This window comes from Borrelia nietonii YOR (assembly GCF_023035795.1).
GTDB classification, from domain to species: Bacteria; Spirochaetota; Spirochaetia; order Borreliales; family Borreliaceae; genus Borrelia; species Borrelia hermsii.
Genome location: NZ_CP073148.1, coordinates 889,034 through 904,799, shown reverse-complemented (window position 1 = coordinate 904,799; position 15,766 = coordinate 889,034). Strand labels below are relative to the sequence as shown.

9 protein-coding genes are annotated in these 15,766 nt (G+C 28.4%); 4 read left to right on the top strand and 5 right to left on the bottom strand.

The features are described 5' to 3' along the window. Window positions 1–11: 11 nt before the first annotated feature. On the bottom strand, window positions 12–1,976 hold the full coding sequence (gene uvrB / locus bhYOR_RS04280; protein WP_025400139.1) for an excinuclease ABC subunit UvrB: 1,965 nt from the start codon (window positions 1,974–1,976) through the stop codon (window positions 12–14). A gap of 138 nt (window positions 1,977–2,114) precedes the next feature. Here uvrB and bhYOR_RS04275 point away from each other — a divergent pair, with 138 nt between their 5' ends. From bhYOR_RS04275 to bhYOR_RS04260, 4 genes are all read left to right on the top strand, one after another. Next, the gene (locus tag bhYOR_RS04275; protein WP_247088243.1) at window positions 2,115–3,824 is read left to right on the top strand and encodes a phospho-sugar mutase; all 1,710 of its coding nucleotides are present in this window, start codon (window positions 2,115–2,117) and stop codon (window positions 3,822–3,824) included. A 79-nt stretch (window positions 3,825–3,903) separates the two neighbouring features. Continuing rightward, window positions 3,904–6,075, top strand: coding sequence for an AAA family ATPase (locus tag bhYOR_RS04270; protein ID WP_051473511.1), 2,172 nt, complete (start codon window positions 3,904–3,906; stop codon window positions 6,073–6,075). Further along, window positions 6,060–9,194, top strand: a complete 3,135-nt coding sequence (gene ileS / locus bhYOR_RS04265) for an isoleucine--tRNA ligase (RefSeq protein ID WP_247088241.1) — start codon at window positions 6,060–6,062, stop codon at window positions 9,192–9,194. The genes bhYOR_RS04270 and ileS overlap by 16 nt, the downstream gene beginning before the upstream one ends. Further along, window positions 9,182–10,039: a hypothetical protein gene (locus bhYOR_RS04260; RefSeq protein ID WP_025434150.1), complete on the top strand. Its 858-nt coding sequence runs from the start codon at window positions 9,182–9,184 to the stop codon at window positions 10,037–10,039. Before ileS ends, bhYOR_RS04260 begins: the two co-directional genes overlap by 13 nt. 13 nt (window positions 10,040–10,052) lie before the next feature. On the opposite strand, the gene bhYOR_RS04255 is transcribed toward bhYOR_RS04260, so the two are convergent. From bhYOR_RS04255 to sbcD, 4 genes are read right to left on the bottom strand one after another with little or no spacing between them, the layout of a single operon-like run. Continuing rightward, window positions 10,053–10,679: a copper homeostasis protein CutC gene (locus bhYOR_RS04255; protein ID WP_025400135.1), complete on the bottom strand. Its 627-nt coding sequence runs from the start codon at window positions 10,677–10,679 to the stop codon at window positions 10,053–10,055. Continuing rightward, window positions 10,680–11,618: an ROK family protein gene (locus tag bhYOR_RS04250; RefSeq protein WP_025400134.1), complete on the bottom strand. Its 939-nt coding sequence runs from the start codon at window positions 11,616–11,618 to the stop codon at window positions 10,680–10,682. Between the two features lie 47 nt (window positions 11,619–11,665). After that, window positions 11,666–14,515 carry an AAA family ATPase gene (locus bhYOR_RS04245; RefSeq protein ID WP_247088238.1) on the bottom strand — a complete coding sequence of 950 codons (2,850 nt, stop codon included), beginning with the start codon at window positions 14,513–14,515 and terminating at the stop codon, window positions 11,666–11,668. Beyond that, the gene (gene sbcD / locus bhYOR_RS04240; protein WP_025400132.1) at window positions 14,502–15,734 is read right to left on the bottom strand and encodes an exonuclease subunit SbcD; all 1,233 of its coding nucleotides are present in this window, start codon (window positions 15,732–15,734) and stop codon (window positions 14,502–14,504) included. Before sbcD ends, bhYOR_RS04245 begins: the two co-directional genes overlap by 14 nt. Window positions 15,735–15,766: the final 32 nt, after the last annotated feature.

Sequence of the window (15,766 nt, the reverse complement as noted above, 5' to 3'; positions counted from 1 at the left end):
TCAAAAAAATATCATCCCTTTACAAGTTCTTTGATTTTATCTCGTAAAAAGATAGCATCCTCAAATCTCTCATCACTAACTGCTTCTTCAAGTTTAAACTTAAGTTTAATGATAAGATCCTTTTTAGATAATTTGTCATCAGAAATGATTTTTTTAATGTTATAATCAACGGTTTCATTTTTTAATTCTTTTTCTAAAATATTTTGTACTTTTTTAATAATAGTTCTTGGAACAATATTATTTTTTTTATTGTATTCAATCTGAATATTCCGTCTTCTATTAGTTTCCTCAATAGCTTCTTGCATTGCACAACTTACTTGATCATAGTACATTATAACACACCCATTTGAGTTTCTAGCAGCTCTTCCAATCATTTGAATCAGCGAAGCAGTCGATCTTAAAAATCCTACCTTGTCAGCATCTAGTATAATAACAAGAGAAACCTCAGGAATATCTAAACCTTCCCTTAACAAATTAATTCCCACAATAACATCGATTTCTGATCTTCTAAGAGATGTAATAATATCTACTCTCTCAATAGCATTAAACTCTGCATGCAGATATCTAGCCTTTATATCAAGAGTAAGTAAATAATCTGTTAAATCCTCAGCCATTTTTTTAGTCAGGGTCGTAATTAAAACTTTTTCATTTAAAGTTATCCTTTTTTGAACTTCATTATAAAGATCTTCCATCTGCCCGTCTGAAACTCTAATAATAATTTCTGGATCAACAAGACCTGTTGGACGTATTATCTGCTCAACAACAACACTACTCTTTTCACGCTCTTCAAGACCAGGGGTTGCTGAAACAAAAACAGCCTGATTAATTAAAGCTTCAAACTCATGATATTTAAGGGGCCTATTCTCAAGTGCTGATGGAAGTCTAAATCCAAAATTTACAAGATTTAATTTTCTTGAATAATCGCCATTATACATTCCTCTAAACTGAGGCAAAGTAACATGAGATTCATCGATAAAGAGCAAATAATCCTTAGGAAAAAAATCAAAAAGACAATAAGGTCTATTCATTTCATTCTCACCAAAGTATTTAGAATAATTTTCTATACCCTGACAAGACCCAGTTTCTCTTAACATTTCAATATCATATTCCACTCTTTGCCTAAGTCTCTCAGCCTCAACAAGCTTGCCACTCTCTTTAAAATAAAGATATTGCATTTCTAAATCCGCCTGTATTTTAGGAAGAGCATTCAATATGTTTTCATAAGGAATAACAAAATAAGACTTAGCAAAAAGAGTAAATTCATCAGCAATTCCTAAAATCTTTTTTGTAAGTGGACTAATTCTGTTTATCCTAATAATATTATCAAAATCCAAATAAATTCTATATGCAAAATCACCATGCTCATTACTAGGCCATATCTCAATGACATCACCTTTAATAGAAAACTTATCATGTTCAAGATTCATAAGAGTTCTCTCATACTGAAGCTTAACAAAAATATCTGCTATCTCCTTAATAGAAATCTTTTGTCCTACAAAAAAAGCATAAGCAGCACTCTTAAAAAATTCTGGGGAACCTAGTGCATAAATTGAAGAAACCGTAGCAACAACAATAACATCTCGTCTTCTAGAAAGAGATGTAACTGTCCTTATCCTCTTTATTTCAATATCCTCATTAATAGTGGCTTCCTTTTCTATATATAAATCTTTTGATGGGACATAAGATTCAGGCTGATAATAATCATAATAAGAAACGAAATACTCAACTGCATTATCTGGAAAAAAGTCCTTAAATTCCCTATAAAGTTGTGCGGCCAAAGTTTTATTATGACTAATTATCAAAGAAGGTCGCTCTAAATCTCTAATAATATTAGCTATTGTAAAAGTTTTACCACTACCTGTAACGCCCTTTAAAGTCTGATATTTATTATCAAGTAGAATAGATTCCTTAATTTCTCTTATTGCTTTTGGCTGATCACCAGCAGGAGAATAATCAGACTTTAAACAAAATTGCATGAAAACCTCAAATAAAAAGATTATAAATCAAAATATAACAACTAATTCCATATATTCTATACTTATATAGTATACTCATATATCATTATTTTATAATTTAATTATAAATTCTTGAATAATAAAATAAAGGAAAATAGCATGAAAAATAACAAACTTAAAAAAAAATTAGAAAAATATATTCAACTTGAAAAAAACAAATACTTTAAAGATGAAGCAATAAGATTACTCAATGAAAATAATGAGGGAGAAATATACAATAGATTTTATAAAGAGCTAGAATTTGGAACTGCTGGAATGAGGGGCATTATTGGAGCTGGAACACATTATATCAACACCTATAATATTGCAAAAGCAAGTCAAGGAATTGCTAATTATATCCTTGAAATAACACAAAATCCTAAAGTTGCAATAAGTTATGATTCAAGATACTTCTCAAAAGAATTTGCATATGACGCTGCTGGAATTTTTGCATCAAATGGCCTTAAAGTTTATATATACAAACATCTAAGATCAACACCCCAATTATCATATACAATGAGAAAATTAGATTGTGATCTTGGAATAATGATAACAGCAAGTCATAATTCAAAAGAATACAATGGATATAAAGTATATTGGAAAGGAGGTGCGCAGATAATACCCCCTCATGACACACGAATAATATCGGAAATTCAAAAAGTATCTAAAATTAAAAATACACTTACAAAGGAAGAAGGTATAAATACGCAAGTAATAACTGAACTTAATGATGAGCTTGATATGACGTACATAGAAAAAATAAATGAAGCATTTCCTGATTTTAATAAAAAAAGCAAAAACATAAACTTAAGAGTAGCATATACTCCTTTGCATGGGACAGGCGGAACAATAATAAAGAATTTATTTAAAGGCAGTCAAGTAGAACTTCTAACTGAACCAAGTCAAATAAACCCTGACCCAGAATTTCCTACAGTTAACTATCCTAATCCGGAAGAGCATGTAGCCATGTCCAGAGTAATAAAACTTGCAAAGAGAGAAAACTGTGATATTGCATTTGCAACCGACCCAGATGCTGATAGAATGGGCATAGCTTTCAATGAAGGTAAAGAATGGAAAATTTTAAATGGTAACCAAATCGCATGTATTTTAATGCATTACTTATTATCTAGAGAAGAAAATCCCAACAATGTATTTACAATAGCTTCTTTCGTTACAACGCCAATGTTAGATAAGATAGCACAAAAATATAACTCAACATTATTTAGAACATATACTGGATTTAAATGGATAGGACACTTAATAGATGAGATAAAAATAAAAGAACCAAACAAAAAGTTTATTTTTGGATGTGAAGAAAGTCATGGATATCTAATCGGAACTGGAACTAGAGATAAAGATGCATTTTCAGCTATTAAAGGATTTTGCGACTTAATGTTTACACTAAAAAAAACCCAAATAACAATAGGAACATATCTTCAAGAAATGTACAAAGAACTTGGATATTACGAAGACTTTATAATTAATAAAAGTTTTCAAGGAAATAATGGTGACTTTTTAAGAAAAGAATTAATATCAAAATTTAGAAATGAAGTTAAGAAAGAATTTGCAGGGATTAATATAATCAAAAAGTTAGACTACAAAACATTAAAAGAAACCGATATAAATGGAAACGTACATAAAATAAAGGGATACAAACATACTACAAATGCAATAAAATTTTTATTAGAAAACGAAATAGAAATAACCATTAGACCATCTGGAACAGAGTCAAAAATTAAATTTTATGTATCCATATATTCAAGTTACGAAAAAAAAAATAATATTTTTGATATAATAAATAATATAAAGATGGAGATAGAAAAGTATTAATATAGCAGAAAATCTAATAAACCTAGTCGAAGTATCCGCAAGAGAAGTTGCTAGAAAAAATAAAAATAGAGAAGTCTCAATGTGGCATCTATTAATGTCTATACTAGTTTGCCCTAAGAAGTCTGAGATAAAAAACATAGATACAAAAACTTTAAAAAATATCAAACAAGATACATCATATGAAATAGAAAAGTTAGAGAAAGTTTTAATCAGTGCTGAGGAAATTATAATTCCAAAGATAAACAGGGAAATTTTCATTCTTATTGAACAAACCAAAAAAGAATTTAAATCTAAATTCTCAATAGGCATAAAAGAAATCTTTTATCAAATCTTAAAAACTAAAAAACTTTTAAAGAAATATAAACTCAATAAATTAAGCTTTAACTTTAATGAAGAGAATATGATAACAAGCATAGACAAGATAAGGTTAATTGAAACATATAAAGAATTCGAAGATGAAATAAGACTTACAAATGACTACTTTGAAATTGACAGATATGTTAAAAACTTAACAACACTTGCAAAGGAAAAAAAACTCGATCCTCTAGTCGGTCGTGAGAAAGAAATACAAGCATTAATAAATATACTTGAACGACGAAATAAAAACAGCACAATTCTAATAGGAGAACCTGGGGTTGGAAAAACAGCAATTGTTGAAGGCCTTGCCATAAAAATTGCAAATAAAGAAATAAAAAGCCAATTACAAAACAAAATAATACTACAAATTGACACTTCTGACCTAGTTTCAGGAACAAAATATAGAGGCGAATTCGAAGAAAGACTAAACAACATAATTAAATCCATCAAAAACAATAAAGACATAATAATATTTATTGATGAAATACACACTCTAATAGGAGCTGGAAACTCTGAAGGGTCTATTGATGCAGCAAATATTTTAAAACCTGTTTTATCTCGCTCTGCAATACAAATCATAGGAGCAACAACTTACGATGAATATAGAAAACATATTTCTAAAGACAAAGCTTTTACTAGAAGATTTCAAACAATATCAATCAAAGAACCTGATGAACAAGAAACTCTCAACATAATCAACAATATAATAAAAAACTTTGAAGATTATCACGGTGTAACTTATGAAAAGGAAGCCATAGAAAATGTCATCAAGCTATCATCACAATATCTAATTAATAAAAGATTTCCCGATAAAGCAATTGATCTAATTGACATTGCCGGAGCACAGAAAAAACAAAAGGAAATAGATAAAAAGATAATCAATGTAGAGGATATTAAAAGTGCAACAGATGAACTATTAAATATTAAGATAAAATCTAACATCAAAGAAGAAATTGACACTCTTAAAGCAGAAGCAATAAACATAAAAGAAAAAATAATTGGGCAAGAATGTGCTATAAATGAAATAATTATAGAAATGGTCAAAACAAAACTCGGCATCAATAACAATGCACAACCTTTAACATCAATATTACTCATAGGTTCAAGCGGATGTGGGAAAACAATGATAGCAAAAACAATATCTAACATTATTATTGAAGATCAAAACTCAATATTAAAGCTAGACATGTCAGATTATAGAGAAGAAACTTCCATATCAAAGCTAATAGGAACAAATCCAGGATATGCAGGCTATGCTGATGGTGGCATTTTAACAAACAGATTAAAACATAATCCTAGAGCCTTCATTATATTTGAGAATATTGAACATGCTCATAATTCCGTACTGACCATAATAGAACAAATACTTGAAAATGGGGAATTAATTAGTAGTAAAGAAGATAAAATATCCTTTAAAAATGCCATTATTGTTCTAAGTACATCTATTGGCACTAAAACACTACTTGGAAAAGGAAGTATTGGATTTAATAAGACAAACAATAATATAAATATTAAAAGCGAAATCAACAATGAACTTAAAACAAGATTTAAATTATCATTACTAGATAAAATACAAAAAAAAATAATCCTTAATGTCTTAAAAAAAGAAGATCTTAGCCTAATTTATAATAACTATTGCAAAGAACTCACTAAAAAATTTAGTCTAAAGAATATCAAAATAGAAATTGATGAAACTATTCAGAACCATATAATTGAAAAATATTATGATAAAAATTCTGGTGCAAGAAGTGTCTTAAATGCAATAAAAGAACAAATAGAAGAAAAAATTATTAATCAAATATTTAAAAATCCCAATATTAATCTAATAAAAATATTTTTAGAACAAAACATTATAAAAATCAAACAAAAGGAAATCTCATGTTCAAGAAAGTAGAAAACAAAGTAAACTTTCCTAAAATAGAAGAAAAAATATTAAAATTTTGGAATGATAATAAAATTTTCGAAAAATCAATACAACAAAGAGAAGGTTGTGAAGAATTTACATTTTATGATGGTCCACCATTTGCAACAGGACTTCCACATTTTGGGCATTTTGTTCCAAATACAATTAAAGATATAATCCCAAGATATCAAACAATGAAAGGAAAACATGTTAAGAGATATTTTGGATGGGATACTCATGGTTTACCCGTAGAATATGAAGTAGAGAAATCTTTACAAATCTCTGGAAGATATGAGATAGAAAAATATGGAGTTGATAAATTTAATGAGGAATGCAAAAATATCGTTCTTAGATACACAAAAGAATGGCAAAAAACAATTTCAAGATTAGGTAGATGGGTCGACTTTGAACATAATTACAAAACAATGGATACAACCTTCATGGAATCTGTATGGTGGGTATTTCAAACACTTTATAATAAAGGTTTAATTTATGAAAGTTACTATGTATTACCATATTCTCCGAAACTTGCAACTCCTCTTTCAAATTTTGAGGTTAATCTTGGCGAGTATAAAGAAGTTAATGACCCATCACTAACTATAAAATTTAAAATCAAAAATAAAAATGAATACTTACTCGCATGGACAACAACTCCCTGGACATTACCTACAAATCTTGGGATTGCTGTTGGTAAAGACATAGATTACTCTAAAATACTCGATAAAGAAAAAAATGAAATATTCATAATAGGCACAAAAAGATTAAATCACTATTATAAAGATGACAAAACATATACAGTAATAGAACAATTTAAAGGTGAGCATATTCAAGGAATAGAATATGAACCCATATTTGACTATTTTTTAAGTCAACGGAATAAAGGGGCTTTCAGGATTCATACAGCAGAATATGTCACAACTGATGATGGAACAGGAATAGTGCATATAGCACCCTTTGGAGAAGAAGACTATAATATACTTAAAAAAAATACAAAAACTGACATGATAACACCTATAGATGCCGAGTGCAAATTTACAAACGAAGTAAAAGATTTTGAGGGACTATTTGTTAAAGATGCAGATAATAAAATAATAGAAAAATTAAAATCAATGAATCTTTTATTCAAACGAGAAAACTTTTTACACAGATATCCATTTTGCTACAGAACAAATTCACCTCTAATTTACAGACCCATAAGCTCATGGTTTGTAAATATTGAAGCAATAAAAGAAAAACTCATAAAATCAAATGAGCAAATAAACTGGATACCTTCACACCTAAAAAAAGGACGATTTGGCAAATGGTTAGAGAATGCACGAGACTGGGCAATAAGTAGAAACAGATTTTGGGGAAATCCAATACCAGTTTGGATATGTTCAAAGACAGGAAATAAAATATGTATAGGCTCTAAAGAAGAACTTGAAAGACTCTCAGGGAAAAAAGTGAATGACTTACATAAAGATAAAATTGATAAAATCACTTGGCCCAGTCAATACGGTGGTGTATATGTTCGAACAAGTGAAGTTCTAGACTGCTGGTTTGAATCTGGTTCTATGCCTTATGCAAGTAAGCATTATCCATTTAAAGATAAAGATAAATTCCATGATATTTTCCCTGCTGATTTTATTGCAGAAGGTTTAGACCAAACAAGAGGATGGTTTTATACATTAACAATCCTAGGCACCGCTCTTTTCGAACAGACAGCATTTAAAAATGTAATAGTTAATGGACTAGTACTCTCTAGTGATGGAAGAAAAATGTCAAAATCACTTAGAAATTACACAGATCCAATGGAAGTAATAAACACATTTGGAGCTGACGCTTTAAGACTTTATCTAGTAATGAGTCCCGTAGTAAGAGCTGATGACTTAAAATACAGCGATGATGGGGTTAGGGACGTTTTAAAGAATATTATAATCCCTATCTGGAATGCTTATTCATTTTTCATAACCTACGCAATAATTGACAAATTTGAACCTAACAATAACATAGATCTATACAAAACTAATATCCTTGATAAATGGATAATCAGCGAAATTGAAAGTCTAAAAAAAACATTAAATGAAGAAATAGATAAATATAATTTAACAAAATCAATAGAAGAACTTCTTGCATTTATAGATAAGCTAAATAATTGGTATATCAGAAGATCAAGAAGAAGGTTCTGGAAATCTGAGAATGATAATGATAAGATTGATGCCTATGAAACGCTATACTATGCACTAAAGAACTTAATGTTGATGCTTGCACCATTTATCCCATTCTTAACAGAAGAAATTTATCAAAATCTAAAGACAAATGATGAAAAAGAATCAATCCATCTAAACAAATATCCACAAGAGATCAAAGAACTTATTAACATAAATCTTGAAGAGAAAATGAATTTTATAAGAAAAGTGGTTTCAATTGCAAGAGCACTCAGAGCATCACATAACATCAAAATACGAAAACCCATCAGCACAATCTATATTGTAACCAAAGATCAAAAAGAACAACAAATACTAAGTGAAATGAAAGAAATAATACTTGAAGAAATTAATGCAGAAGAAATAAAAATAAAATCTAATGAAGAAGAACTTGTAACTTACAAAGCAAAAGCAAACTTTAGAGAACTTGGAAGCAAACTTGGCACAAATATGAAAGCAGTAGCACTAGAAATAATGAAACTAAACAACGAAGATATATTAAAAATCATAAATGGTAATAAACATACAATCACAATCAAAGACAATACATATGATATCACACTCAAAGATATAATCTTAGAAAGACACGAAAAAGCAAATTTAAAAATAATAAATCAAGATTCTGTTACAATTGGACTAGATGCACTAATAACAGAAAAATTATACTTAAAAGGACTCTCAAGAGAACTTATAAGAAAAGTACAAAATTTAAGAAAAGAAAATAACTTCAATGTTAGTGACAGAATAATACTATATATAGACAACAATGAGATACTTAAAAAAATAATAAGTCAATTTGAAAGTTACATTAAAACCGAAACCTTAACACTAAAAATAGAAATTAATAACGAAAAGGCACTAACAAAGGTAGAACTTGACGATGAAATATTAATAAAAATAGGTATCGAAAAATGGCCAAATTAATTATCAATATTTTTATGGCTATTTTTTTCTTAGGATGTGCAACTTTAACTTACTCTCCACCTAAAGATAAAATATCTTCAATTATGTTGTTAGACCCATCATCAGACGTATACGCTTACATAGATCTATCTAAAAACAGATTCATCTACAATGAACTCAAATTGAAATACAAGCTCGGACTTAACACTATTGGCAACCTATATTTAAGTTACACAAAAAATCCAGAAACTTTCTCATCAATAATAACAGGAAATTTTCCCAAAAACATCTTTTGGGGAATACACAACAACTCAAATTTTGAATCTCTTGGAAACATATTTACAAATCCAAAATGGAAGATAAAAAATTCAAATATATATGTAACTCCCACTAAAGATAAAAAAGGATTTTTAATAAATCAAAAAGAGATAACTCATAAAAGCGAAAACATACTAACAACAAAATATATTGATATCCTTAATCAAAATGAAATATTTATTTGGATCAAGGATATCACTAAATTAACACCAGATAACATAAAAACAAATCTGATTCCTTTTAATAAAGGAATACTTATTGCAAATAGTGAAAGTGACAATGATTATAATTTCAAAGCCTACTTACACACTAATAACCCAACAATACTATCTATTTTATCAAGGAAATTAATACCAATCCTGTTAAAAAGCACAACAAAAATAATAATTTCAAGTCCTATAAAATCTAGAATACAAGATCAAAATACCGTAGAACTTGCATTTAATGTTAACAAAATGAGCATTAAAAAATTTATAACAAGTTTAATATTAACCAAAGATGAAGAATCTCAAGCATCTGCATCAAATATTGACTTGAATTTAAATTAACATAACAATACACCTAAGATAAATTTAAATTACCAACAATAAGTCTTCCATGATAAGCTTTAGCACCCAAAATAGTATCAATACCCTCAATATTATCCTTACTAACTTTCCCTGCAACAATAATTTCCAACTTGTCTCCAGCCATTAATATCAAGTCTTGAAGCATCATAAGTGAATCTTCTGCTTTAAGTCCTCCTCCTGAAGTTAATATTCTATGAACACCAATATCTAAAAGACTAGCTACAGAAGCTCTAATATCACAAGTCTCATCAACTGCTTTATGAAAAGTAACTTTTAAAGGAAAAGATAAACTTAACAACTCTTTAGTTCTATCTATGTCAATTTCATGATCATCCCTTAAAATTCCAAAAACTACACCCTCCACTCCAAGACTCTTGCAAAGATTAATATCTTCCTTCATAGCTTGAAATTCTAAATTAGAATACACAAAACACCCACATCTTGGTCTAATCATTACAACAATAGGAATACCCAAAGTCTCTTTCAAAACTTTTATGGTGCCATAAGAAGGCGTAGTTCCTCCACAAGTCGTATTTTCACAAAGCTCAATTCTATTAGCACCAAGCTTAAAAGCATTTAAAGCCTCTAATATATTAAAAACACATGCCTCTCTTATCACCTAAACACCTAAATTACATAACATCTTATTTGCAACAAAATAATGATATAATGCTCCAATTTTGCCAGAATCATTATTAAATTTAGTTGTCTCAAGTTTAACAAGTTCCTTGATATCATCATCATAAATATGAGCCAATTCTAAAGACCATAAATTTTCCAATTTATCATATAATTTATTTATTAAATCCGGTCTTGAACTTATTCCGCCTCCAATTAAGATTTTTTCAGGATTTAAAATAAAAATTAAATTAAAAATTCCAAATGATAAAGTCTCAAAAAAATGCTCAATTTCATTCTTAGCATGCACATTGCCACCATCGGCAAGATCAAAAACATATTCCCCAGAAACCTCATCAAACTCCATTCCTAAACGCTGAGAAACTCTCTTCCTTAAAGCCGCAACAGAAGCTATAGATTCCCATCTACAATTAAAAGGAATATTATTTCCAAGTCCCCTAGTAATCATAAATCCAACCTCACCAGACATAAAAGAATATCCCCTTAAAAGTTTGCCATTCATAAATATCCCAGCACCAATACCTGTTCCAAGAGTCAAAGCAATAAAGTTATTAGAATGAATAGCATTACCTTTAAATTTTTCTGCTAAAGCCACACAGTTAGCATCATTTTCAATCTCAACATTAATCCCTGTTAAGGTCTCAAGTTTTTCCTTTAAAGGATAATTAGTAAATCCTTTAATAGCATTTACTCTAATCACAATTCCCTTAGGATCAACAAATCCAGGCATGCAAATTGCAACACCTTTAACATCTTCTTCCCTTTTGTAAGAATTAATTATATCGACTAAAATACCAACTTGCTCATCAGGAGTAGTCCCTGATTTAACTTCATGTTTATCAAGGAAATTACCACCGCTATCTGCAAGAGAATATTTAGTATTCGTACCTCCAACATCAATTGAAACATAACGTTCCATACAAATCTCCATATTCTAAAATATCCAAATAATTATACAATAAAAAATTAAAAACTCTCTATAGTAATATTAGAAACTGTTGAAATTTTACTTACAACTATCTGCGTCTTAATCTCTTCCTTTAAATAAGAAACATGAGAGATTATACCGATTTGACGCCCATCAACACGTTGCAACTCAGAAATCTTTGGAATAACCATTTTTAAAGTATCCTCATCAAGACTTCCAAATCCCTCATCAAGAAAAAATGCTTCTATCTTAAGCTCACTATCTCTTATCATGTCTGAGAGAGCAAGGGAAAGGGATAAAGATACAAGAAATCTCTCACCACCAGATAGAGTCTTAACACTACGAGTCATGTTCCCATCTCTTTTGCTTTTAACTAAAAAATTAAAATCTTTACTATCTGTATTAATTTCAAGCTCAAAATCAGGAAGAATAATACTTAAATATTTTTTATTCGATATACTTAAAATTTCATCAATTAAAAAACTCTGAACATAATACTTTAAACTAGGAGAAGTAGTAACAACTTTCTTTAAAATTTCCAATTTATCATTACGCTCATTTATACTGATTAACTCATTCTTAATATTTTCTAAATTAATCTTTTGCGCACTAAGTTCTGCCTTAAGAGTCTGTAAGCTTGAAAAATTTGCCTCATATTTACTAATATCCTTGGAGAAAATCTCAATCTGAGACATAAAATTAGATTTTAACTTCAAAAAATGCTTTAAACTATTCTCACTAGGCTTTAAAGAATCAAATGAAAAAACAGAATCCTTAACATAAAACCCATTTTTTCTTGCTCTTTTGAAATCTACAAAACTAGAAGTAAACTTAGCCAGTTCATCTTTAAGCTCCCTTTTTAAACCTAATATGGTTTGTTTCATAAACTCAATTTGACTTGCAAGCTTAAGTTTTGAGTTATTTATATTATCAAGAGACAAGCTCAATTTAGCATGATCATTCTCTATATCCCTTTTAGACCTTAAAATTTTTTTAAACTCCCGCTCAAGTAAAGCAGAATCATTTAAACTTACCTTTAAATTAATATTAAACAATAAACTTCTTATCTTATCTAAATTTTCTTTAATTTCCACTTCCTTTAAAGAAATTTTGGAATTTAAATCATTAAGCATTCTTTTTAAATCCGCAACTTCCTTAAACTTACCTTCAAGAACCAAAATCTTATCTCTATTAGAATAATCTATATATTTATGAAATAAATTCTGACCGATTCTTTTTAAAATTTCTGCATTATTTTTCTTAAAATTTAATACACAACTTTCCCATTTAATTTTACTTTCTTTATTATGCAAGATATCCAACTTAAGATTATCCAACTCAGATTGCAAAATTTGAAGCTTTGAGTTTAACGCTAAAAGCTCATTTAAACTACTAATTTTTAATTTTTCTTTTCCTTGATATACCTTATATGCATCTTCAAGATGTTTAAGATTCTCTATATCTTTTGCAACAGACTGCTTATTATTATCAAGATGTTCTAAAAATCTTTTATACAAACCAATTCTAATATTCATGACAATAGTTTGAGATGAACCGCTATTATTTGACTTTAACAACAACTCTAATCCATTTTTATATTTTAATATTAATTCTTCATAAAATCCCTTTAATAACTTTAATGCCTCATAATAAACATACTTATCAAAATTAAATGATACTTCTTGTGAAGTAATACTTTTAATTTCGACATTTTTTCTTTTCTGTTCTAGTAATAATTTTTTTCTTTGCGCTTCCAATTGCCTCTCTTTTACAAGCAATCTATCATAAGTCTTCTCATCAAAATCTATCCCACAGAAAAGAACATTCTCATAATACAATTCTTTTACATAATCAAAATTAAAATTATCTAAATCCAGATATTTTAATTCTTCTAAATCCTTTTGAATACTTGAAAATTCCAACGAAAACCGATTCTTATCATTTAGCAGCTCGCTCTGCCTTTTAACAAAATTTTTTAAATCCAAAAATTCATTAGAATTATAAAATTTAAGCTTTTCATCTAATTCTGATTTAATCTTTTCTTGCGAAAGATATTCATGACTTAACTTTTCTTTACTCTTAACCTTAGAAGATAATTCTAACTCTAAATTCTCTATCCTATGTTGAATACCTAAATAATTTTGATTGAATTTTATTATTTTTTCACAAATACCTATTAACTTATAAACACTGTCAAGATTTTTTTTTAAAGCTTCTATATCAACTAAACCCAAAAAATCAGTCAATTCATTTATTTTTTTTTTATTGCTGCTAACTCTATTTTTTTCTTCCGTATCTAAGAACTCTAATTTTTCTTTATTGAATTTTGTAAATTCTAATTCTCTTTTTAAAAAAATTTCTATATCATCATATTTTTTTAAATTAAAAATATTGTCAATTATTGCTGTCTTACTTTTTGGCTTTGAAGTTAAAAATTCCTGAAAATTACCTTGGGGCAAAATAACGGTTTGACAAAACTGTTCAAAATCCAACCTACAAAGACTTTTTATATAAGCTAAAACATCATCTTTATTCTCAATCAAACTTCCATCACTAAGACAACTGAGTAGCATATTTTTTGGTGTTTCCTTTTGTCTTATGTTAAGCTCAATAAATGACTCATAAACTTTTTCAGAAACAGTAAAAGTAAGTTTAACATAAGCACTATTAAAACCCTTAGAAATTGAATCTGCAACATTTTTATCAAGCCTATAAATTCGTGCATAAAGAGCAAGAGTAATACAATCCAAAATTGTACTCTTGCCAGCTCCAGTATTTCCAGAAATTAAAAAAATACCAGATCTTTTTAAAACAGAAACATCAAAATTTATCTCATATTCGCCCTTATAAGAAGCAATATTTTTAAATACTAGCTTATTTATTCTCATATTCGCCTGCTCTTCCCTTAAGTAATACTTCTTCAAAAAGAGCAATAAGTTCTTCTTCCTTAAATTTATTTCCTCTCCTAAAACCATTCATAATATCTCTTTTTAATTTTTCTTGAAAAAAATACTTTTCATCTCTATTTAGTACTTCATCCCTACTAAGCAACCTTCTCCCTTCTCTTAAAGACTCCTCTCCTGAATCTACTAAATGATAATAAATATCAAATATATTGATTAAACTTGATTTTGCCAAATCATAAATCTGCTCCTCAAATTCCGCATCCACTCTCTCATTAAGTTCAATTTTTAAGTAACAAAGATAAGAAATTTCATTCTTAATCTTCTGCAAATCACTCATAATCTCATTAAAAGAACCCTGTAAAAAATGCAATTTACCAAACACAGGAAGTAAAACCTTATTTTGCTCAACTAATTTACCATTACTGAAAAACAATACATTCACATATTTCTTAATATCCTCATCAAATGAATATTGAATTGGTGAACCTGAATACACTATATTATCTTTTAATCTTTTAAAATTATGAATATGTCCAAGCGCAACATAAGAAAAATTATTACCAAAAACACTAACAGGCAAAATAGGACTATTTCCAATACTTCCAACTACACTACTACTAGAGAAAAAAGAATGCGCAAGCAATATTCTAGGAATCTTAAGATATTGTTCATCAAGAGCGTCAATAATCTTTGATATTTGATCTTTATAAGCATTTTCAAGGTTTTTAAGAAAAACATCATTATGTAGTTCTATATTCTTACAATCTTGCTCCACAATAAGTCTCTCATTAATGTAAGGCACACAGACAATAATAAATTTAATATCACCACGATCTTCTAAAAACACCACTTGATTGGCAAGTTCATCTTCAGCAATTAAAAAAAAATTAAACTTTGAAAGTATTTTTTTATTAATCTTAAAATAATCTTTCTTATCATGGTTTCCAGTAATAACCACACACCATTTACAAGACGTAAAAGACAATTCGTAAAAAAAATCATTTATTAATTTTTGTTCCTCAAGTCCAGGTCTCTTTGAATCATAAACATCACCAGCAATAAGCAAAAGATCAATCTTTTCATTTTTAATAAATTCCAATAAGAAATTTAAAAAGCTTTGTTGCTCGCTAATTCTAGAAAAATTCCCAATTTTTTTACCAATATGCCAATCAGATGTATGTAAAACCCTATAAGTACTCATAAATACCGCACTATTTTTATTGAAAAATTATA

Bases quoted from the DNA above. Each gene is read 5' to 3' on its own strand.
- bhYOR_RS04260 (WP_025434150.1), top strand. From the start codon at position 9,182: ATGGCCAAATTAATTATCAATATTTTTATGGCTATTTTTTTCTTAGGA.
- bhYOR_RS04275 (WP_247088243.1), top strand. From the start codon at position 2,115: ATGAAAAATAACAAACTTAAAAAAAAATTAGAAAAATATATTCAACTT.
- bhYOR_RS04250 (WP_025400134.1), bottom strand. From the start codon at position 11,618: ATGGAACGTTATGTTTCAATTGATGTTGGAGGTACGAATACTAAATAT.
- ileS (WP_247088241.1), top strand. From the start codon at position 6,060: ATGTTCAAGAAAGTAGAAAACAAAGTAAACTTTCCTAAAATAGAAGAA.
- uvrB (WP_025400139.1), bottom strand. From the start codon at position 1,976: ATGCAATTTTGTTTAAAGTCTGATTATTCTCCTGCTGGTGATCAGCCA.
- sbcD (WP_025400132.1), bottom strand. From the start codon at position 15,734: ATGAGTACTTATAGGGTTTTACATACATCTGATTGGCATATTGGTAAA.
- bhYOR_RS04245 (WP_247088238.1), bottom strand. From the start codon at position 14,515: ATGAGAATAAATAAGCTAGTATTTAAAAATATTGCTTCTTATAAGGGC.
- bhYOR_RS04270 (WP_051473511.1), top strand. From the start codon at position 3,904: ATGTGGCATCTATTAATGTCTATACTAGTTTGCCCTAAGAAGTCTGAG.